The sequence below is a fragment of the Nesterenkonia halobia genome (assembly GCF_039536005.1).
In the GTDB taxonomy this organism is placed as follows: domain Bacteria; phylum Actinomycetota; class Actinomycetes; order Actinomycetales; family Micrococcaceae; genus Nesterenkonia; species Nesterenkonia halobia.
The window spans coordinates 22,682-43,892 of record NZ_BAAAYG010000010.1; the positions used below are offsets into that span (position 1 = coordinate 22,682).

Here is a 21,211-nt window from a genome sequence, read left to right on the forward strand (position 1 = left end):
AGTCCGCGGTGCGGGGGTGCGAGCAACAGATGGCGTCTCGCATGACGCAACCTATTGTGTGATACGCGACACAGTGCCACGCTGGAGGTGTCCCGATGATGTGACACCAGCGGAGGTTCCCATGACGGTCAGCGAGGGTACCGCCACCACCACCGACAGCGTCGGTCCAGTCGTCCCGGACCCCCGGATCCTGCTCTACCCGCGGATCCGGAAGTCCCCCTTCTTCTGGGCCTCCCGTCGGCACGGCGTGGCGATGTACAGCGTCTACAACCACACGTACCACCCGCGGCACTACGGCGATCCGGTCGCCGAGTACTGGGCGCTGCTCGAGGGTGTGACGCTGTGGGACACCGGCGTCGAGCGGCAGATCGAGATCACCGGCCCCGACGCCTTCGAATTCACCAACATGCTCATCCCGCGCGACCTGTCCAAGTGCGCGGTGGGGCAGTGCAAGTACGTCTTCATCACCGGCGAGGACGGCGGCATCCTCAACGACCCGGTCCTGCTGCGGCTCGGGGAGAACCACTTCTGGCTCTCGCTGGCCGACAGCGACATCCTGCTCTGGGCCCGCGGCGTGGCGCTGCACTCCGGGATGGACGTGACCATCCGGGAGGCCGACGTCGGCCCGGTCCAGGTGCAGGGTCCGCTCTCGGCCGAGGTGATGGCCGCGGTCTTCGGGCCCGAGGTGCTCGACATCGGCTACTACCGACTGGCCGAGTACACCCTGGACGACATGGAGGTCGTCGTCTCCCGCACCGGCTACAGCGCCGAGGTGGGCTTCGAGATCTACGTCAAGAACGCCTCCCGCGACGGCGTGCGGCTCTGGGAGACGATCTGGGCCGCCGGCGAGCCCTACGGGATGCGGGTCATCGGGCCCTGCCACATGCGCCGCATCGAGGCCGGCATCCTCTCCCACGGCTGCGACATCACCGTCGACACCAACCCCTTCGAGGTGGGGATGGGCTACGACTGGATGGTCAACCTGGATCAGGAGGCCGACTTCATCGGCAAGGAGGCGCTCATCCGGATCAAGGCCGAGGGGGTGAGTCGGCGGCTGGCCGGCATCACCATCGGCGGTCCGCCGCTGGGCACCTTCAACGACGGCTCGATGATCGAGTCCTTCCCGGTCTGGCGCGGCGCGGAGCGCGTCGGCCACGTCACCTCGGCCTGCCACTCGCCGCGGCTGGAGCAGAACATCGGCTACGCGATGGTCCCGATGGAGCTCAGCGAGACCGGCACCGAGCTGGAGGTCGAGACCCCGGCCGGGGTGGTCCAGGCGGTCGTGGTGCCGAAGCCCTTCGTCGACCCGACGAAGGACACGCCCAAGCAGGATCTCAGCGACGGCGCGGCCTCCGACGGCGCGGCCTCCGACGGCGCGGGCGCCGGCGGGTCCGCATCGCCGATCTCGGGATGAGGTGATCAGGATGCGGCGCACCACGGCCCCTGAGTCGGGGCTCGACCGCGAGACGCGTCGCCGGCTCGGCGCGATGCTGGCCGAGGCGCGCTTCGAGGTGCTGCCGCTGGACGGCGTCGTCGAGGGGGTGACTGATCGGCTGCCCGCCGAGGTCACGGTGACGGTCACCTCCTCGCCGGCGAAGGGGCCTGAGGCCACCGTCGAGGTGGCCGCGGAGCTGTCTCGGCGCGGCCATCGCGTCGTGCCGCATCTTGCCGCCGCGCACCTCGCCGGCGAGGACCAGCTGGCCGCAGTGCTGGAACGGCTCGCCGCGGCCGGGATCGAGGAGGTCTTCGTCGTCGGCGGAGACTCCGACGCCGGCGCCGACGGCGCGACGGCGGGCTTCCGCGACGGCGAGCAGCTGCTCGAGGCCGTCTCCCGGCTGGCCCCGCAGCTGCGGCTCGGCGTCGGCGGCTATCCGGAGGGCCACCCGGGCATCCCGGAGGAGGCGCTGCGCGACGGGCTGCGCAGGAAGAGTCGGCGCGCCGAGGTCGTGGTCTCGCAGATGTGCCTGGACGCCGAGACCGTCCGCGGGTGGGCGGCGACGATGCGCGACGACGGCATCAGCGCCCGGCTGGTCGCCGGGCTGCCCGGCGTGGTGGGGACCTCGCGGCTGCTGCGGGTGGGCCGCCGCATCGGCGTCGGCGACTCGCTGCGCTTCCTCACCTCGCGGCTGCGCGGCGGACAGGGCGGCGGGCTGGCCCGACTGGTGGCCCCGGGACGCTGGGATCCCGCCCCCACGGCGACGGCGCTGGCGGCGCCGCCGGCCGAGGGGGAGGTCCCGCTGGACGGACTGCACTTCTACACGTTCAACGCCATCGCGGAGACCGAGCATCGGCGCCGGGATCTGCTGGCGCAGCTGGAGGAGCTCGAACGCCTCGACGAAGGAGGAGCGGCATGACCACGACATCGCACGAGAGGGGCACCACCGCTGCCGACAGCCTGGCGATCTCCTCCGGGGCCGATCTGGCCCGGCTCGAGGAGCTGACGGCGAGCATGGGGCTCGACGAGGACCTCGTCGAGCCCTACGGCCGCGGCGTGGGAACGGTCGACCTCGCCGCGATCGAGCGGATGGCCGACCGGCCGCGGGCGAAGTACGTGCTGGTCACGGCCATCACGCCGACCCCGCTGGGGGAGGGGAAGACCACCACGGCGGTGGGCCTGGGCCAGGGGATGCGGCACACCGGGCGGCGCGGCGTCGTCGCCGTGCGCCAGCCCTCGCTGGGCCCCAGCCTGGGCATCAAGGGCGGCGGCGCCGGCGGGGGCTACAGCCAGGTGGTGCCGATGGACCGGCTCAACCTGCATCTGACCGGCGACCTGCACGCGGTCGCCGCCGCGCACAACCAGCTGGCGGCGATGATCGACAACCATCTGCACCGCGGCAGCCCCTCCGGCCTGGATCCCGAGCAGGTGACCTGGCGGAGGACGATGGACGTCAACGACCGCTCGCTGCGCCAGATCGTCACCGGGCTCGGGCCGACGGCCCACGGACCGGTGCGCCAGACCGGCTTCGAGATCACCGCGGCCTCGGAGATCATGGCCGCACTGTCGCTGTCGACCTCGCTGCGCGACCTGCGGAAGCGGATGGGACGCATCGTGGTCGGCCGCACCCGCGACGGCGAGCCGGTCACCGCCGAGGACATCAAGGCCGCCGGGGCGATGACCGTGCTGCTGCGCGAGGCGATCCGGCCGAATCTGATGCAGACGCTGGAGCGGACGCCGGCGCTGGTGCACTGCGGCCCCTTCGGCAACATCGCCACCGGCAACTCCTCGATCGTCGCCGACCTGATCGGCAGCCGCTGCGGGGACTACCTGATCACCGAGGCCGGCTTCTCCGCGGACATGGGCGCCGAACGCTTCTTCAACATCAAGTGCCGCATCTCCGGGCTGACCCCCGACGTCGCCGTCGTGGTGGCCACAGTGCGGGCGCTGAAGGTCCACTCCGGCCGGCACCGGGTGGTCGCCGGCAAGCCGCTGCCCGAGGAGATGACCGCCGAACGGCCGGACGAGGTCCGCCTCGGTGCGGAGAACCTGCGTGCGCAGCTGCGCATCATCCGTCGCCACGGGGTCACCCCGGTGGTGGCGGTCAACGCCTTCCCGACCGACTACGACTCCGAGCACCGGGCGATCGCCGAGGTCGCCGCCGAGGAGGGGGCGCGCTGCGCGCTGTCCACCCACTTCGCCGACGGCGGCGCCGGGGCCGCCGAGCTGGCCGACGCCGTCGCCGAGGCCGCCGAGGAGGACAGCGAGTTCCAGTTCCTCTACCGCGACGAGACCCCGCTGCGCGAGAAGATCGAGACGATCGCCACCGAGGTCTACGGCGCCGACGGCGTGGACTTCTCCGCGGCGGCCGAGCGGGAGCTGGAGCGGTTCATCGCCGAGGGTCACGGCCGGCTGCCGGTCTGCGTGGCCAAGACGCATCTCTCGCTCTCGGCCGATCCGACGCTCCCCGGCGCCCCGACCGGCTGGCGCCTGCCGGTCCGCGAGGTGCGGCTCTCCGCCGGTGCCGGGTTCATCTACCTGATCTGCGGGACCATGCAGACCATGCCTGGGCTGGGCTCGGCCCCGGCGGCCGAGAGCATCGACATCGACGACGACGGGAACATCGTCGGACTGTTCTGAGCCGCCGGGCTTACGGGGATGCGCGGGGAAGTGATGCTCGGCGCGCTGGGGCGTCGCAGCATCGGACGGCATACTGGGCGTCATGGAATGGAGCGCCTACCTGAGCTTCCTGGCGATCGCCGCCGCCGTCGTGCTGACTCCCGGCGCCGACGTCGCCGTGGTGCTGAAGAACTCCCTGATGAGCGGGCGGCGCGGGGGAGTGGCCGCCGCCCTCGGGGTGACCACCGCCGTGGGCATCCAGGGCGTGCTCACCGCCGCGGGCCTGGGCGTGCTGATCGCCCAGTCGCAGCCGCTGCTGCAGACGATCCGCTGGATCGGCGTGGCGTATCTGGCCTGGCTGGCGCTGCAGGCGCTGCGCTCGGCCTGGCGCGGCGAGTACTCCGGACTGGTGGACACCTCCGGCGTCGCCGCCCGCGGCTACCGGCAGGGATTCCTGACCAACATCACCAACCCGGCGGTGCTGATGTTCTACCTGGCGCTCTTCCCGCAGTTCATGACCGCCGACATGTCGGTCTGGTGGCTGGGCGCGATGGCCATGACGCTGCCCGCGCTGGGCATCGTCCAGCTGGTCACCCTGGCGCTGGTCATCGACGGCGCCTCCCGCTGGCTGCAGCGCCGACGCGTGCGCCGGGTGCTCGACTCGGTCACCGGAGTGGCCCTCGGCGGGCTGGGGCTGCGGGTCGCGCTGCAGTGAGCTGAGACGGGCCGGCGCGGTCGACGGGGCGGCGGGTCTGGCAGACGCCGCGCCCCGCATGCCACGGTGTCGAGGATGTGACCCGGCCGTCGGTTCCGGGTCGTGGGACCCTGCCGATCAGGAGGAGCCATGACACAGCGCATCGCCGTACTGGGCGCCACCGGCACTGCGGGGCGGCGCGTCGCGGAGTCGCTGCGCCGTCGCGACGTCGAAGTCGTGCCGATCAGCCGGGCCGACGGCGTCGACGTGCTGGACCGCGGCGCGCTGGCCGCCGCGCTCGTCGCCGTCGACGCCGTGGTCGACTGCCTGGATCGCAAGACCCCGGCCGCCGGGGTGGCCGGCGACTTCTTCGCCCGGGCCGCGGCCACGGTGCTCGGCGCGCTCGACGACGCCGACGCCGCCGGGGCCCGAGTGGTGTGCCTGTCCATCGTCAACGCCGACGCCCCGTCGGTGAACCGGTGGATGCCCTACTACCGGGCGAAGGTGCGCCAGGAGCAGAGCTGGCGCGTGCACGGCCGCGGTGTCTGCGTGGTGCGCACGACCCAATGGTTCGAGTTCGCCGAGCAGATGATGCAGATGCTGGCCTGCCGCGGCACGGCGGTGGTCCCCGGGGCGCGGGCGCGGCCGACGGCGGCGGCCGACGTCGCCGAGGTGCTCGCCGACCAGGCGCTCGCCGCGGATCCGCCGCGGCTGCTCGAGGTCTGCGGCCCCGATGTGCTCGACATCGCCGAGCTGGCGCGGCGGGTGGTGGCCCGTCGTCGGAGCGGCGGGCCCGGCGGCGTGCGCCGGGTGGTGCGTCTGCCGCTGGGCGGCACTCCGCTGGGGGACGGCTCGCTGCTGCCGCTGGAGCCCGACGTCGTCACCTCCACGACGGCGTCCGAATGGCTGGCCTCCCGCGGCTGAGTCGCGGCGATTCTGTCGACCAGTACCCTGGGGCCATGACGCGGAACTCGGACGAACTGCTTCGACAGATGCTCGATCAGCTGGGCGTCGATCCTCGGGAGGGGGAGGTCCCAGGTCCGGGCCTGCCGCCGGGGTGGCCGAGTGTCCTGGAGCCGCGCCCGCAGCCCGAGCTGCGGCGGCCGCGCCGGGACGAGCCCTGCCTCTACCGGGTGCGGGTGGATCTCGCCGAGGCGAAGCCGCCGATCTGGAGGCGACTGGACCTGCGGTCGGATCTGTCTCTCGATGTGGTCCATTCCATCCTGCAGGCGGCCTTCTTCTGGGACGACTATCACCTGCATCGCTTCGCGATCGGCGATGGCGTGTTCGGCCGCGGCCAGGAGTTCCTCTGTCCGTTCGACGTCGACGAGGGCGACGGCGGCATCCCGGAGGAGGACGTGCGTCTGGACGAGACGCTGGCAGCTCCGGGCGATCGACTGCACTACATGTACGACTACGGCGACGGCTGGCGACTGCGCATCCGACTGGAGAAGGTGCTGGAGCTCGAGCCGGAGGCGATGCCGGCGGTCTGCCTCGGCGGTCGTCGTGCGGCCCCTCCCGAGGATTCCCGAGGGGCCACGGACGAGGAGCTGGCCGAGCTGCTGGACGATCCGGAGGAGTTCGACGCGGACGAGGTCAACGCGCTGCTGGACGACCAGGTCCCGGAGCCCGGTCCGCGGCTTCCGCCGATGATGGAGGAGCTCGTCGACCGGGTCGGGTTCCGGCTGCCCGGGGCGCGGCTGCGTCGCCGGATCGGCGCGCTCGCCGCGCGGCCGGCGCCGTCGCCCGCACGCCGGGAGAAGGAGGCCGCGCTGGTTCCGCATCAGTGGTTCCTCGACCGGGCCGCTGAGGGGATCCCGCTGACCGCCGCCGGGTGGATGGCCCCGGACGCGGTCTCCGCCGCGGCCGAGGTGATCCCCTCGGCGCGGGAGTGGATCGGGAAGAAGAACCGTGAACAGGGGACGATTCCGGTGCTGCACTTCCGCCGGATGATGCAGCGGTTCGGGCTGCTGCACCGCCATCGGGGAGAGCTGCGCCTGACCCAGGTGGGCCGGGCCGCTCAGCACGACGTCGAGGTGCTCTGGGATCAGCTGGCGTCCGCGCTGCCCCTTGCGGACGGCGACGAGTTCGAGCACGACGTCGCCCGCGTCGAGCTGCTGGTCATCGCCGACTCCGGGGAGTCGGCGGCGGACCTCTCCGAGGTGCCCCGGCTGCTGGAGGCCATGCTGTGGACCGGGCCCGACGGGGAGGTGCTGCCACCCTCGGTGCGGCACAGCGTCATCCACAGTCCGAGTCATCTGCTGGCCGAGGTCGGCGAGCACCGACGCTCTCGAGAGGCCGACTCGGGCGTGGAGTTCTTCGACCCGGCGGTGGTGGCGCTGGCCCGCGAGGCCCTGCATCTGGACGCGCCGGCCGCCCCCTGAGATCGGGGGAGGCATGTCGCCGACGCCACGCCGGGACCGGGAATGCCGCGGCGGGTTCCCCTGTTATTTCAAATCGAGAATACTTGCGGAGGGTCGTTGCGCCACCCTCCGCATCCACGATGGGAGGAGCAGGTGATGAGCGGAGAGCAGCTGACCGTCGGGGTCCTGGGGGCCGGCCGCGTGGGCACCGCCGTCGGACGCCAGGCAGTGCGTGCCGGCCACACGGTGAAGATCGCCACCAGCCGACCGGCCGAGGAGAATCGCCTGCTCACCGAGGTCGTCGTGCCCGGTGCCACGGCCGCGGATCCGCAGGACTTCGCCGACGCCGACCTGGTCATCGTCGCGGTGCCGCTGAACAAGCACCGCAGCATCGACGCCTCGGCACTGCAGGGCAAGGTGGTCGTCGACGCGATGAACTACTGGGTCGGCGTCGACGGCTTCCTCGCCGAGTTCGACGGCACCCGCTCCACATCCGAGGTCGTCGGGGAGCTCCTCGGCGATGTGCGCCTGGTCAAGACGCTGAACCACATCGGCTACGGCGAGCTCGAGGTCGAGGCGAAGCCTGCCGGTGCGGAGGATCGCCGCGCACTGGGCGTGGCGAGCGACGATGCCGCCGCCAAGGCTCTGGTGTCCGGCTTCGTCGACAGCCTGGGCTTCGACGTCGTCGACGCCGGCGAGCTGGCCGCCGGCCGGGCCTTCGAGAACGGCTCGGAGATCTTCACCGGCCGGCACACCGCCGCGCAGATGCGCGAGGTGCTCGAGCGCGACACAGCCCGCGTCTGAGCGTTCCCCCGCCGGCGATGACTCGCCGGCGTTGATCGGCCGGCGATGACTCTGTGGAAAGCGTGGGAATGCTCGGACATTCCCACGCTTTCCACAGAGTCATCGTGTCCGGGGCGGCGGCTCAGGCGGTGCGGACGACCATCTTGCCGGTGTTGCTGCCCTGCATCATGCCCAGGAAGGCGTCGACGGCGTGCTCGATCCCGTCGACCACCGTCTCGTCATAGGCGATCTCCCCGGCGGCGAACCACTCGGCCATGCGCTGCGAGTACTCGCCGGCCAGGTCGAAGTGCCCGCCGAGCGTGAAGCCCTCCATGCGCAGGCTGCGGGTGATCAGCGCGCTGAGGTTGTCCGGACCGGGAGTCGGAGCCTCGGCGTTGTAGCTGGCGATCGCCCCGCACAGCGCCAGGCGGCCGCCGGTGTTCATCACGTCCAGCGCCGCCTCCAGGTGGTCTCCGCCGACGTTGTCGAAGAAGACGTCGACGCCGTCGGGGGCGTGGTCCGGCAGCTGCTCGCGAATCGGGGCGTCCTTGTAGTTGACCGCGGCGTCGAAGCCGTACTTCGAGGTCAGCAGTTCGACCTTCTCCGCCGATCCGGCCGAGCCGATGACCCGCTCGGCGCCGAGCAGCCGGGCGATCTGGCCCGCCGTCGAGCCCACGGCGCCGGCGGCGCCGGAGATGAACACCGTGTCGCCGGAGCGCAGCCCGGCGATGCGGGTGAGGCCGACGTAGGCCGTCAGGCCGGTCATGCCCAGCACGCCCAGATGCAGCGAGAGCGGGGCGCCCTCGATCTCGGCGACCGGGCGGAAGGCGCTCTCCTCGGCCTGGGCGACGTCGCGCCAGCCGAGCTGGTGCAGCACCGGCGTGCCGACCGGAAGATCCGCGGAGCGGGAGGCGACGACGCGGCCGACGGCGCCGCCGGTCATCGTCTCCTCCAGGGCGAAGGGCGGGACGTAGCTCTTCACGTCGTTCATCCGGCCGCGCATGTAGGGGTCGACGGAGATGAACTCGTTGGCCACGCGGACCTCGTCCTCGCCGAGATCGGGCAGCTCGACCTCGACTGTGCGGAAGTTCTCCGGCGTCGGCCAGCCGGCGGGACGGCTGACCAGCTGGATCTGGGTGCTGGTGCTGGCATTCGTGGACGACATGAGTGTCCGCCTTTCTGGGCCGGACCGGGGAGGCGGCGCCGGCGAGTCTTTCTGGAATGACTGTTCCAGTATATTCTGGACCAGTCATCACACAAGGGGCGGAACGGAGGATCCATGCCACGCACGCGGGAGTTCGCGACCGACGACGCCGTCGTCGCCGCCCGTTCGGTGTTCTGGGAGCACGGCTACGAGCAGGCCTCGGTGCCCGAGCTGGAGCGTGCCACCGGACTCGGGCGCTCGAGCATCTATCAGGCCTTCGGCAGCAAGCGGGGGCTCTTCGACGCCTGCGTGGAGAGCTACCTCGACGAGGTCATCCGTCCGCGGCTGCGCCCGATGCAGCAGGATCCGGTGGATGCCGGAGCGCTGGCGGCCTACCTGGACGGTCTGCGCGAGGCGCTGGCCGACGCCGCCTCTGATCCCGGGCGGCACGGGTGCCTGCTGATGAACGCCGCCTCGGCCCCGATCAGCCGACAGCATGCAGTGGCCGAGCAGGTGGCCGCCTATCGCGCGGAGCTGCGCGCGGCGATGCGCCGCGGCCTGGCCGCCGCGCGGGCAGGCCGCGGAGCGGGCGACGGCGAGCCGGAGCCGGAGCTGCTGGACCGCGACGCCGAGGCCTGCGCCTCCCTGGTGACCTCAGCCTTCGCGCTGACCCGCGTCGACCACGCCGCGGCGCTGCGCTGCGTCGACGCCGCCCGCGCGATGATCTGAGCCGCTCGGGGCGGTCTGTCCGGGCGGTCGCTCAGGCCTCGGCGAGCTCGTCGACGGCGTCGAGCACCGCCAGCAGCCGCTCGCGCAGTCGCTGCGCCTCCTCGGAGAAGCCCCGCTGCGCGCGGGCGTACTCCGCCCGGCCTGCCGGGGTCTCGATGCGCACCGGCTCATAGCCCCAGTCGGAGAGGTCGTAGGGCGAGGCGCGCATGTCCAGCTCGCGGATGCGCCAGGCCAGATCGAAGCAGTCCAGCAGCAGATCTGCGCTGACTGCCGGGATCAGCTTGTAGGCCCACTTGTAGAGGTCCATGTTCGCGTGCAGGCAGCCCGGCTGCTCCATCTCCACCTGCGTCTCGCGGGTGGGCTGCAGCGCGTTCAGCGGCCGGGCCGAGGGTGTGTAGAAGCGGAAGGCGTCGAAGTGCGTGCAGCGGATGTTCTGCTCCTCGACGACGGCGTCGGTGCCGGCCGCGCCCAGCCGCAGCGGCACTTCATCGTGGCGCTGACCGTGCTGCTCGGAGCGGTAGACCATCGCCCACTCGTGCAGCCCGAAGCAGCCCAGCTGTGCCGGCCGGGCCGCCGTCGCGCTGAGCAGCCGCCGGGCGAAGCCGATCATCGAGGCGCGCTCCTCACGGAAGCGCCCGACGTCGACCGTCGCCCCGCCGGCCGCGGTGCCGTCGTCGACAGTGGTGTAGAACTTCCAGCCCGCCGCCTCCGAGGCTCCGGCGCCCTCGAGGACCATCCCGGCGCCGGGGTGCCAGCGGGAGAGCTGGCCGGGGGAGTGCGAGTAGTAGGTGAACAGGAAGTCCTCGACGGGGTGCTTCTCTCCCGCATGCCGGCGGGCCAGGAAGGCGTCGGCATAGCCGGCGACGGCGCGCTGGTGCGCGGCCGCGCGCTCGCGGTGCTCGTGTTCAGGGATCACGGAGAAAACGGGAGGAGTCTGAAGCTCGGCTGGGACGTGGGTTACACTCATGATTGTCTCTCGCACCATATGCGCAGGCGGCAGGACGGCCCGATCGGGATCGACCTGCCGCCTGCGTGTGTCTGAGGGGATTCTGCCTCGATCACCGCGGCGGGCGCGCGGCGCGCGTTTGGACGCTCCGACGACGATGGCTCTGGAGTTCGGGCCTTAACCCCCTCTGGATCGAAGGGGGTTAAGGCCCGAACTCCAGAGCCAACGCGGGGTGGAGCGGGTCGGAGCCCGGGTGGAGCCGGGGACGGCCTCAGCGGCCGGTGCCGGCGTAGACCGTGGCCTCCTGGTCGGCGTCGAGGCCGAAGGCGGTGTGGATCGCCTGCACCGCACGGCCCAGGTCCTCGATGTCGGTGATCACCGAGACGCGGATCTCCGAGGTGGAGATCAGGCCGATGTTGATGCCGGCGTCGCGCAGGGCGGTGAAGAACCGCGCCGAGACGCCCGGGTGGTGGCGCATGCCGCCGCCGACGAGCGAGACCTTGCCGACCTGCGGCACGTAGTCCAGCTCCTCGAAGCCGATCTGCTCCTTGTTGTCCGTCAGGATCTGCACCGACTTCTCGATGTCCGCACCTGGCAGGGTGAAGGAGATGTTCGTCGTCTTCGTGTCGTCGGAGACGTTCTGCACGATCATGTCGATGTTCGTGCCGGCCTGGGCGATCAGGTTGAAGATGTCGGCGGCCTTGCCGGGCACGTCCGGTACGCCGGAGATCGTCAGCTTGGCCTCGGAGTCGTCGTGGGCGACGCCGGAGATGATGGGCTGTTCCAAGGGTTCCCCTTCCTGGAGGGCGATGGTGTCGTCGGGGCCGGGCAGCACCCAGGTGCCTTCGTGCTGGGAGAACGACGAGCGCACGTGCAGCTTCACGCCGAAGCGCCGGGCGTACTCGACCGAGCGCAGGTGGAGCACCTTCGACCCGGCGGCGGCCATCTCCAGCATGTCCTCGCTGGAGATCTGGTCGATCTTGTGCGCGGACTTCACCACGCGCGGGTCGGCGGTGAAGACGCCGTCGACGTCGGTGTAGATCTCGCAGGCGTCGGCGTTCAGCGCCGCGGCCAGGGCGACGGCGGTGGTGTCTGAGCCGCCGCGGCCCATGGTGGTGATGTCCTTGGACTCGCTGCTGACGCCCTGGAAGCCTGCCACGATGCCGATGTGGTCAGTGTCCAGGGACTCCTGGACGCGGTCCGGGCTGACGTCGATGATGCGCGCCTTGCCGTGCGAGGTGTCGGTGATCATGCCGGCCTGGGAGCCGGTGAACGACTGGGCGGTCTCGCCGTGCTCGTGGATCGCCATGGCCAGCAGGGCCATGGACATGCGCTCGCCCGAGGACAGCAGGATGTCCATCTCGCGGGAGGGAGGAGCGTCGGCGATGGCGGCCGCCAGATCGAGCAGCTCGTCGGTGGTGTCTCCCATCGCGGAGACCACGACGACCACTTGGTGGCCGGCTCGCTTGGTCTCGACGACTCGTCGGGCCACACGCTTGATGCTCTCGGCATCGGCGACCGACGAACCGCCGTATTTCTGGACGATCAGGCTCATGGGGTTGTTGTCTCACTCCCGTACAGGGTCATCTCGCGGACTTGTTCGATTCTACGAGCGCGCCCGGGGGTCGGGCACGACGCGGTGCCCGGTCTCACAGAGTGGATCGCCCGCCGCGGGGCGGGGTCACCGGGGTCGACGACGGCGCGGCGGGCCGGCACGGGGGCCGGCACCCGGGCAGGGGTCGCCGAGGCGTGGGACCGGGCAGGTCTGGTGGGGATCAGGTGTCCCGGAGCACGGCGCCGAGGAAGGCCTTGGTGCGGTCATGGTCGGGCTCGGAGAAGATCTTCTCCGGCGGGCCGGACTCGACGACGTGGCCGCCGTCGAACATCATCACCTTGTGCGAGACGTCGCGGGCGAAGCTCATCTCGTGGGTGACGATCAGCATGGTCACATCGGTGGTCTCGGCGACGCGGCGCAGGATGTTCAGCACTTCGCCGACGACCTCCGGGTCCAGGGCCGAGGTGACCTCGTCGAGCAGCAGGATCTCCGGGTCCATGGCCAGCGCGCGGGCGATGGCCACGCGCTGCTGCTGGCCGCCGGAGAGCGACGTCGGGTGGGCGTGCGCCTTGTCGGAGAGGCCCACCTGCTCGAGCAGGTCGTGGGCCTTGGCGACGGCCTCCTGCTTGGACCGGCCCAGCACGTGGATCGGGGCCTCGACGATGTTCTCCAGCACCGTCATGTTCGGGAACAGGTTGAACTGCTGGAAGACCATGCCGATGCGGGTGCGCAGGTTCTTCTGGTGCTTCTTCGACACCGGCACCCGGCGGCCGTCGCGCTCCTCGTGGGTCAGCGGCTCGCCGTCGACGAAGATGTAGCCGCCGGTGAGCTCCTCCAGCGTCATCACCAGCCGCAGGATGGTCGTCTTGCCCGAGCCGGAGGGCCCGATCAGGGTGACGCGCTCGCCGCGGCCCACGGTGAAGTCGAGGTCCTTGAGGACCACGTTGTCGCCGAACCGCTTCTCCACGTCCCGGAACTCGATGACGGGGGTCTCGGCGGCCGCCGTCGCGGCGGGCGTCGGCGACGGCTGCTCAGTTGGCGTAGGCAAGTCGCTTCTCCAATCGACTGATCAGCAGGGCAGTGGGGTAGCTGGCGGCCAGGAAGATCAGACCCGCGATCGTGATGGCCTCGTTGTACCGGAAGGTCTGGGCACCGATGGTCTGGGCGACGGTGACCATCTCGGGCACCGAGATCACGAAGAGGAACGGGGTGTCCTTGAACATCGAGATCGCGTAGTTGCCCAGCGCCGGGACGGTCGAGCGCAGCGCCTGCGGGATGATCACCCGGCGCCAGGTGCGCACTGCGCTCATCGACAGCGCCGTCGTCGCCTCCCACTGGCCCTGCGGCACCGACTCGATGCCGGCGCGGTAGACCTCGGACATGTAGGTGGCGTAGTGGACGCCGAAGACGATGACGCCGATGACCATCGGGTCCAGCCACAGGAAGCTCCAGAAGAGGAAGAGCAGCTGGACCACGATCGGCGTCATCCGGATGAAGTTGGCCGCCCAGCGCACGACCCAGGCCAGCGGCTTGGGCAGCACGAGGATCAGGATGGCGATGAACAGGCCGAGCACGGCGGCGACGATCGTGCCCACCACCGTCACCACGAGGGTGACTCTGAGGAAGGCCATGAGCATCTCGGGGAAGATCTCGGCGGCGAAGCCCCAGTCGAGGATCGGGCCGGTCTCGTCGACGATGCCGGGATCCTCGGTCTGCGCCAGGACGTGCTGTGCGAGCGTCGGCGACGTCATCACTGGGTCTCCTTCCCGGCGCGCGGACGGGTGGTCGCGGCCTTCGTCCGGGGAGGCGCCGCGGAGGCCGCATCAGGAGGGGTCGGGCGCGGGTCGGGGGAGAGGATCTCCCACAGCGACGGGCCGCGGCCCAGCTTGTGTTTGGCCCGGGCCTCCAGCGCCTGCATGCCGAGGGTGAGGATCAGCGCCAGCACGAAGTAGGTGGCCAGGCCGATGAACGCATGGGAGAACCAGATGTCGGTCGGGCGGCGCAGGTTGTCCAGCTCGAAGGTGAACTCGTTGACCTCCGGGACGATCGAGACGATCGCGCTGCCCTTGAGCAGGTGGACCCACAGGTTCGTCAGCGAGGGGATCATCAGCGCCCAGGCCTGCGGGAAGATGATGCGGCGCATCTTATGCGGCCAGGACATCGACAGCGCCGTCGTCGCCTCCCACTGTCCCTGCGGCACGGAGGTGAGCGCGGAGCGGACGGCCTCGGCGCCGTAGGCCCCGTAGTTGATCGCCAGGGCGATGGCCGCGGTGGCGAAGGTGTTGTCCTGCGGCGCCGGCAGCGTGATGTCGTACTTGATCCAGAACAGCGGCAGCACGTACAGCAGCCAGAAGAGCAGCACCAGCAGCGAGATGCCGCGGAAGAACTCGATGAGCACCCGGGCGGGGCCGCGCAGCCAGAGGCTCCGGCTGCCGGCCATGAGCCCCAGGACGACGGCGATGACGAAGCCCAGCAGGCCGGAGATGACGGTCAGCTGGACAGTGGTGATCAGACCGTCGAGGATGCGGTCGGAGAAGTTGCCCAGCGCCTCGAAGTTCGCGCGCTGCTCGTCGAGCCAGTCCATCGTGCGAGTGGTGCCCCTTCAGTCGGAGGTGCCCGGTGCTCGCCGCACCAGCCGGCGGCCAGCGTTCGGGATGGTCCGAACACTGGCCGCCGTGGTCAGCGGAGTGCCGTGCGGGTCTGCGCGGATCAGTCCAGGTACTTCTCCTCCAGGGCCTCCGTGTCTCCCTCGCAGAGCTCGTCGGCGGTCATCTCCAGGTCCGGCATCTCGGCCTCGGTGAAGCCGAACTCGCCGACGATCTCCAGGTACTCGCCGGACTCCTTCAGCTCGGTCAGGTGCTCGTTGAACTCCTCGCGCAGCTCGTCGTCCTCGGGACGGAAGGTGTGCGCGCCCACTGAGACGGTGTGCGAGAAGGGATCGGTGACCTCGAGGCCCTCCATGTCGCCGGCCATGGTCTCCAGCGAGATGGCGGTCAGGGCGAAGACGTCGGCGCGGCCGCCGTCGACGAAGTCGATGCCGTCCTCCGCGCTGCCCACGCCCTCGGCCTCGACGCCCAGCTCCTCGAGCCAGCCCATCTCGACGCCGGAGCTCAGCGCGACGACGTCGATCCCCTCGCCGGACTCCTGGGCCTCGAGCAGGTCCTCGAAGTTCTGCACGTCGAGCGGGTTGCCCTCCTCGGTCAGCAGGGCGGTGGTGTAGACCAGCTCCGGCGCGCCGAAGTCCGCCTCCGAACAGCGGTCGGGGTTGATGGACATGCCGGCCGAGACCACGTCCCAGTTGCCGGCGTTCAGTCCGGGGATGAGGTTGTCCCACTCGGTCTGCTGGGCGTCGAGCTCATAGCCCATCTCCTCGCCGAAGATCCGCTCGGCGACGGCGATGGTGGCGCCGGTCGGCTCGCCGTTCTCGTCGAGCCAGGAGTAGGGCTCCTCGCCGAAGACGGCGACGTCGAGGACGTCCTCGTCGGAGCCTGCTTCGGAGTCGCCGTCGTCTCCGCCGCCGCAGGCGGTCAGCGCGAGCAGCGCCGTCGCGGTGAACGCGCCGGCCTTCACAGCCATGGAAGTCTTCGTGCCCATTGCGTCAGATACCTCATCCTCTGGTGTGCGAGTGTTCCGCGAGCTCGGGGTGCGAGGGCCGGGCTGCGCGGGTGCACCACACGGTAGTGACCCATAAAGGAAAAGGAAACTGCATTCGCCCGCCGACGATTAGCAGCCGGCCCCTGGCGGTCGACGAACAATGCAACGGGAAAAATGATCGTGATATGAAGTGGATCTCGCCAGATTCCTGCGAGGCCGGGCGGCTGGCGCCGCACCTAAGTGGGGAGGAATTCCTGAGCGAGGTCTGCGAGCGAATCGCCCATCACGCTTGGATAACGTTCTGGAGCGTGCCGTCCGGGACCGGCTGCGGCACTCCCTCGCCGGTGGAGCAGCCGCGCCCTTCAGGAGAGGCTGCGGCGTCCCTCGAAGGCGCGTCCGAGGGTGACGTCGTCGGCGTACTCGAGATCGCCGCCGACCGGCAGTCCGGAGGCCAGTCGCGTGAGGTCGATGCCGATGGGGCCGAGGGTGCGGACCAGGTAGGTGGCCGTCGCCTCGCCCTCCAGGTTCGGATCGGTGGCGACGATGACCTCCTGGACCTCGTCGTCGGAGAGCCGGCTGAGCAGCTCGCGGACGTGCAGCTGCTCCGGGCCGACGCCGGCGATCGGATTGATGGAGCCTCCGAGCACGTGGTACAGCCCGTTGAAGGAGCGCGTCCGTTCGATGGCCATGACGTCCTTGGACTCCTCGACCACGCAGATCACGCTGCGGTCCCGGCTCGCATCGCGGCAGATGCGGCAGGTGTCCTCCTCGGAGACGTTGAAGCAGATCTGGCAGAACTTCACCTTCTCCTTCACGGAGACGATGGCCTCGGCCAGCCGCTTCATGTCGTCGGAGTCGGCCTCCAGGATGTGGAAGGCCACGCGCTGGGCGGACTTCGGCCCGATGCCGGGCAGTCGGCCCAGCTCGTCGATCAGCTCTTGGACAGCACCCTCGTACACGGTGGGGCAGCGCCTTTCTCAGCAAGCGGTCGGGCAGTGTGCCGGACTGCGCAGGCGGTCCGGGCGGCGTCGTCCAGTCTACTGCCGTCCGGTGCGATGCCGACGGTCGACGCGATGCTCCCGGAGTGGAGCGCGTCCCCGGTCAGGAACCCTCGTCGAGGCGTCGCTCCTCGATGAGCGTGGCGTCCAGCAGGCGCTCCAGGGCCTTGCGCCCGAAGACGCTGGACTCCTCGACGGGGATGTCGTCGTCGCTGGGGACCTCTTCGACGTCCTCGGCCGGTGCCGGGGCCCCGGCGGGCGACGCCGCGGAACCGGCGGGGGTGTGCCCCGCCGGGGCGGCCTGCTCGTCGTCCGGCGGCGGCCCCTGCGGATCCATCGGGTCGGGCGGCGGAGGGGCGGCGTTCCAGTCGTCCGGGGCGTCCTGCCGCTGGGCGATGCGCTGCTTGATCGCCGCGATGCGGCCTGAGGCGCCGGCGGACTGCTGTTCGGCACCCTGGTCGGCGGGTGCCGCCTCAGGATGGCCTGCGGATGCCCCCGGGCTGCCTGGGCCTGCCGTCGACGCCGATGCTGACGCCGACGACGACGCGGGCGCGCGGCGGGCGAACACCGGGATCGGCGGCTTCTCGTCGCTCGGTCGGTAGGCGTCGACCGGTTCCTCGGACTGGTCGGGCTGGTCGGACGGCCCGGACTGGTCGGGCGGCTCCACGGGAGCCGACGACGCCGACGGCGCCGGGTCCTCCGGCGGCTCCCGGTGCTGGGCCGCGACGGGCGCCGGCTGCTCCGGCGGCGCGGGGGCGGCCTCGGCCGTCAGAGGAGCCGTGGGGTCGACCGGCTCGTCGTCGGGCTCGTCGGGGGAGTCGGCGACGCCGGCCGGATCGCGGCTGGGCTCGCCGTTCCAGGCCGGATGCGGCGACGGCGGAGCCTGCGGCGGCTCCGGCTCGGCGTCGTAGGGCTCGGGGGTCTCCTCGGCGACCCAGGCGGGTGCGCCCTCGGGCACGTCAGGCCCCTGAGGAGAGGGCTCCTGGGGAGACGGCTCCGGGGAGGACGGCTCCTGGGCAGTCTGCTGCTGCGCGGCGGCGCCCGGCGCCCCAGCGGGCTGCGGCGTCCGGGACGGTTTCGGCTCCGCTGCCGGCGCCGCGGGCTCGGCGCCGGCCGGAGCGGCCGACGTCGACACGTCCGAGGCGGGGGCGGATGCCGGCGTGGGCCGGCTAGGGCCTTTTGGGGAGGAACCAGCTGCCGGCGGGGCACCTCCCGTGATGAGGTCGAAGCTGACCTGCATCCCCAGCACCTGCTGGATCGCGGCATTGAGCGCCTGGTCGCCGCGCCGGTTGGCGAAGGTCGAGCGGGCACCGTCGTTGATGAACTGCAGCGTCAGCGTGCGGCCGTCGAAGCCGGCGACCGAGGCGTTGTCCTTGATCAGCATCCACAGCAGGCGCGACTGCGGCGCCAGCGCCTGGACGATGTCCGGCCAGGCACGGCGCATCATCTCCACGCGCGAGTCGCTCTCCTGGGCGGGCTGCTCCGGGGCAGGCTCCGGCGTCCGCTCCGGGGCAGACTGCGGCTCCTGCTGCGGTGTCGGCTGAGGCTCCGGCGCCTGCTCTGCCGCGGGCGTGGCAGCAGGCTCCTCCGGCGGCTCGGCCGTCGGCTGCTGCGGAGTCGTCGGCTCCGCGGGGGCGGGTGTCTGCTCCTCCGCCTGCTCCTCCGCCTGCTCCTCCGGCGGCTCCTCCGTGTGCTCGGCGGCGCGCGGCACGCCGGGGGTCGCCCACTCGTCGGCGGAGCCGGCGCCTGCCGCGGGCGTCGGCTCGGGCCGGCTCGGTGCGGTGCCCCAGGACTCTGCGGCCGCGGCCGTCGGCTCCTGGGCCGGCGGCGTCGCACCGGACGCGGCGTCGTCGGAGGGCTCCGGCGTCGCGGACGGCGTCGGCGCGGCCTCAGCAGCACCAGCCGCGGCAGCACCGGCCTCAGCAGCACCGGGTTCAGCAGCACCGGGTTCGGCGGCCGGTGTCATCCCCGCCTCCGAGGCGAAGTCCATCCGGCGCTCCATGCGCTCCAGGCGGGAGGCCAGGCTCGAGACGCCCGACTCGGCCTGCGGCAGCAGCAGCCGGGCCATCAGCAGCTCCAGATGCAGCCGCGGCGAGGTCGCGCCGACCATGTCGGTCAGCGCCTGGGCGGTGATGTCGGCGGCCCGGGAGAGCTCGGCGTGGCCGACGGCGGCGGCCTGCTGCTGCATGCTGCGGATCTGGTCGTCGGGGACGCCGCGCAGGATCGCGCCGGGGTTGTCCGGCATCGTCTTGACGATGATCAGGTCCCGCATGCGCTCGAGCAGGTCCTCGACGAAGCGACGCGGATCCTGGCCGGACTGCACGACGCGGTCGACCACGCTGAAGGCTGTGGCCCCGTCGAGCGCGGCGACGGCGCCGACGACGTCGTCGAGCAGGCTGGCATGGGTGAAGCCCAGCAGCGCGACCGCGCGGTCGTAGTCGATGCCCGAGGCCTCGGATCCGGCGATGAGCTGGTCCAGCACGGAGAGCGTGTCGCGGACCGAGCCGCCGCCGGCGCGGATGACCAGCGGCAGCACGCCGTGGTCGACCGGGACCTGCTCCTCGGTGCACAGCCGCTGCAGGTACTCCAGCAGCGGCTCCGGCGGCACCAGGCGGAAGGGGTAGTGGTGGGTGCGCGAGCGGATGGTGCCGATGACCTTGTCCGGCTCAGTCGTCGCGAAGACGAACTTGATGTGCTCCGGGGGCTCCTCGACGATCTTCAGCAGTGCGTTGAAGCCCGCGGCGGTGACCATGTGGGCCTCATCGATGATGAAGATCTTGTAGCGGTCGCGCACCGGGGCGAAGGTGGCCCGCTCGCGCAGGTCGCGCGCGTCGTCGACGCCTCCGTGGGAGGCGGCGTCGATCTCGATGACGTCCAGCGACCCGGAGCCGCCGGTGGAGAGGTCCTGGCAGGATGCGCACTCGCCGCAGGGGTCGCCGGTCGGGCCCTGCTCGCAGTTCAGGCAGCGCGCCAGGATGCGGGCGCTGGTGGTCTTGCCGCAGCCGCGCGGGCCGGAGAAGAGATAGGCGTGCGAGACGGAATTCTTGCCCAGCGCCGTGACCAGGGGAGCGGTGACATGCTCCTGTCCGATCACGTCGGCGAACGTGTCCGGGCGGTAGCGGCGATACAGGGCGGTGCTCACTGACATGACCCTACCGTGCAGCGCGGACGTCCGCATTCGTCGGAGCCCCGGTGCTGGCCCCGGCGTCGGCCCCTGTGCCGGCCTCTTCTCGCGCCTCGGCGCGGGCCCGCAGCCGCCCGGCGATCCGCGCCGCGCCCGGGGCGAGGTACAGCCACGGCATCCGGGGCCGCAGGCGCACCATGAGCACTGTCAGGGCCAGTCCGACGGCGGTGGTCAGCGCGACGTGCCAGGCCGGGTCGGCGCCGAGGCGATCGAGGCCGCGGTGGAGCAGCACCAGGATCGGGAAGTGGACGACGTAGACGACGATCGAGCTGCGCCCGACCCAGCGCAGGAACTGCGCGGCTCCGCCGACGGGCAGCCGCGGAGCGACCCAGAGGATCACCAGCAGGCCCAGCGCCGAGATGCCGGCGGCCTCCAGCGTGCCGAGTCGCAGCCGCTGGTCCTCCAGGCCGAGGTGGGAGAGCACCGCCGCGGCGACGCCGAGCAGCGCCACCAGTGGCCACCGTACGGTGATCCACCGCGGCACCAGGTGACCCAGCCCGGCGCCCAGGAAGAAGAAGGCGCCGTAGTAGAGGGTCTTCGTCGCCAGGCCGGCGGGGACGTCGACGGAGGTGACGACGACGAGCATCGCCGCGGCGACGCCGACGGCGGGCACGGAGCGCAGCAGCACGGCCGCGAGGTAGCAGGCCGACAGTGCCAGCAGGAACCACAGGTAGTCGCCGGTCAGCCAGTAGTCGGGGTCGCCCGGACCGTTGCGGAAGACCAGGACGCCGTAGAGGACCATCCACACCGCCGCCGGCCAGACGATCCCGGCGACCTTGCCCCAGAGGTACTGGGCGGTCGGCTTCGCCAGCGAGGTCGGCAGCAGCATCCCGGAGAGCAGCATGAGCATCGGCATGCGGAACGGCTCGACGTAGCGGTTGATCAGGACCCACTCGCGGATCGCATCGCCGGTGGAGGCCGGGATGGACGCCGCATGGAGCACGACGACGAGCAGCACCGCGGTGCCGCGCAGCAGGTCCATCCATTCCATGCGCGGGCGCGCGGCGGAGGGCCCCTGCGGAGCAGAGGGGGAGGAGGCGGAGGCGGCGGGAGCAGACATGAGCGGCGAAGGCGGTCCTGGTCCGGGATCGGGCGGGTGGGCCGAGCTCAGTGTAGCTGGCGGAGCTGGCGGAGCTGGCGAAACTGGCGGAGCCGGAGGTGCCGGCG

The 21,211-nt window shown here is 71.4% G+C and carries 18 protein-coding genes; 8 read left to right on the forward strand and 10 right to left on the reverse strand.

Features of this window, described 5'->3' with window-relative positions; all coding sequences use genetic code 11:
- The first annotated feature begins 121 nt into the window (after positions 1-121).
- From ABD652_RS11340 to ABD652_RS11370, 7 genes are all read left to right on the forward strand, one after another.
- Positions 122-1,414 (forward strand): glycine cleavage T C-terminal barrel domain-containing protein, encoded by a 1,293-nt coding sequence (locus ABD652_RS11340; RefSeq protein WP_344721401.1) that lies wholly within the window; start codon positions 122-124, stop codon positions 1,412-1,414.
- A 10-nt stretch (positions 1,415-1,424) separates the two neighbouring features.
- The gene (locus ABD652_RS11345; RefSeq protein WP_344721404.1) at positions 1,425-2,354 is read left to right on the forward strand and encodes a methylenetetrahydrofolate reductase; all 930 of its coding nucleotides are present in this window, start codon (positions 1,425-1,427) and stop codon (positions 2,352-2,354) included.
- Positions 2,351-4,075, forward strand: a complete 1,725-nt coding sequence (locus ABD652_RS11350) for a formate--tetrahydrofolate ligase (protein ID WP_344721406.1) — start codon at positions 2,351-2,353, stop codon at positions 4,073-4,075. Before ABD652_RS11345 ends, ABD652_RS11350 begins: the two co-directional genes overlap by 4 nt.
- 82 nt (positions 4,076-4,157) lie before the next feature.
- Complete coding sequence (locus tag ABD652_RS11355; RefSeq protein WP_010524392.1) at positions 4,158-4,769, forward strand: LysE family translocator; 612 nt, start codon at positions 4,158-4,160, stop codon at positions 4,767-4,769.
- Positions 4,770-4,898: 129 nt separating this feature from the next.
- Positions 4,899-5,672 (forward strand): SDR family oxidoreductase, encoded by a 774-nt coding sequence (locus ABD652_RS11360; RefSeq protein WP_344721410.1) that lies wholly within the window; start codon positions 4,899-4,901, stop codon positions 5,670-5,672.
- A 35-nt stretch (positions 5,673-5,707) separates the two neighbouring features.
- Complete coding sequence (locus ABD652_RS11365) at positions 5,708-7,132, forward strand: plasmid pRiA4b ORF-3 family protein (protein ID WP_344721412.1); 1,425 nt, start codon at positions 5,708-5,710, stop codon at positions 7,130-7,132.
- Positions 7,133-7,267: 135 nt separating this feature from the next.
- The gene (locus ABD652_RS11370; protein ID WP_344721414.1) at positions 7,268-7,915 is read left to right on the forward strand and encodes an NADPH-dependent F420 reductase; all 648 of its coding nucleotides are present in this window, start codon (positions 7,268-7,270) and stop codon (positions 7,913-7,915) included.
- Between the two features lie 121 nt (positions 7,916-8,036).
- Here ABD652_RS11370 and ABD652_RS11375 read toward each other — a convergent pair whose 3' ends face one another.
- Complete coding sequence (locus tag ABD652_RS11375; RefSeq protein WP_344721416.1) at positions 8,037-9,059, reverse strand: NADP-dependent oxidoreductase; 1,023 nt, start codon at positions 9,057-9,059, stop codon at positions 8,037-8,039.
- Between the two features lie 114 nt (positions 9,060-9,173).
- Here ABD652_RS11375 and ABD652_RS11380 point away from each other — a divergent pair, with 114 nt between their 5' ends.
- Complete coding sequence (locus ABD652_RS11380; protein WP_344721418.1) at positions 9,174-9,767, forward strand: TetR/AcrR family transcriptional regulator; 594 nt, start codon at positions 9,174-9,176, stop codon at positions 9,765-9,767.
- Positions 9,768-9,798: 31 nt separating this feature from the next.
- Here ABD652_RS11380 and ABD652_RS11385 read toward each other — a convergent pair whose 3' ends face one another.
- From ABD652_RS11385 to ABD652_RS11425, 9 genes are all read right to left on the reverse strand, one after another.
- On the reverse strand, positions 9,799-10,683 hold the full coding sequence (locus tag ABD652_RS11385) for a 3-methyladenine DNA glycosylase (protein WP_344721420.1): 885 nt from the start codon (positions 10,681-10,683) through the stop codon (positions 9,799-9,801).
- Between the two features lie 301 nt (positions 10,684-10,984).
- A complete protein-coding gene (locus ABD652_RS11390; protein ID WP_344721422.1) occupies positions 10,985-12,268 on the reverse strand; it encodes an aspartate kinase in 1,284 nt (427 codons plus the stop codon).
- A gap of 220 nt (positions 12,269-12,488) precedes the next feature.
- Positions 12,489-13,316 (reverse strand): ectoine/hydroxyectoine ABC transporter ATP-binding protein EhuA, encoded by an 828-nt coding sequence (gene ehuA, locus ABD652_RS11395; protein WP_344721424.1) that lies wholly within the window; start codon positions 13,314-13,316, stop codon positions 12,489-12,491.
- Positions 13,300-14,019, reverse strand: a complete 720-nt coding sequence (gene ehuD, locus ABD652_RS11400) for an ectoine/hydroxyectoine ABC transporter permease subunit EhuD (protein ID WP_344721427.1) — start codon at positions 14,017-14,019, stop codon at positions 13,300-13,302. The genes ehuA and ehuD overlap by 17 nt, the downstream gene beginning before the upstream one ends.
- Positions 14,019-14,852 carry an amino acid ABC transporter permease gene (locus tag ABD652_RS11405; protein WP_344721429.1) on the reverse strand — a complete coding sequence of 278 codons (834 nt, stop codon included), beginning with the start codon at positions 14,850-14,852 and terminating at the stop codon, positions 14,019-14,021. The genes ehuD and ABD652_RS11405 overlap by 1 nt, the downstream gene beginning before the upstream one ends.
- 125 nt (positions 14,853-14,977) lie before the next feature.
- Complete coding sequence (locus tag ABD652_RS11410; protein ID WP_344721431.1) at positions 14,978-15,844, reverse strand: transporter substrate-binding domain-containing protein; 867 nt, start codon at positions 15,842-15,844, stop codon at positions 14,978-14,980.
- Positions 15,845-16,224: 380 nt separating this feature from the next.
- A complete protein-coding gene (gene recR, locus ABD652_RS11415) occupies positions 16,225-16,821 on the reverse strand; it encodes a recombination mediator RecR (RefSeq protein WP_344721433.1) in 597 nt (198 codons plus the stop codon).
- Positions 16,822-16,963: 142 nt separating this feature from the next.
- Positions 16,964-20,008 carry a DNA polymerase III subunit gamma and tau gene (locus ABD652_RS11420; protein WP_344721435.1) on the reverse strand — a complete coding sequence of 1,015 codons (3,045 nt, stop codon included), beginning with the start codon at positions 20,006-20,008 and terminating at the stop codon, positions 16,964-16,966.
- A gap of 4 nt (positions 20,009-20,012) precedes the next feature.
- Entirely contained in the window at positions 20,013-21,104 is a 1,092-nt protein-coding gene (locus ABD652_RS11425; protein WP_344721437.1) for an acyltransferase family protein, read from the reverse strand.
- Positions 21,105-21,211: the final 107 nt, after the last annotated feature.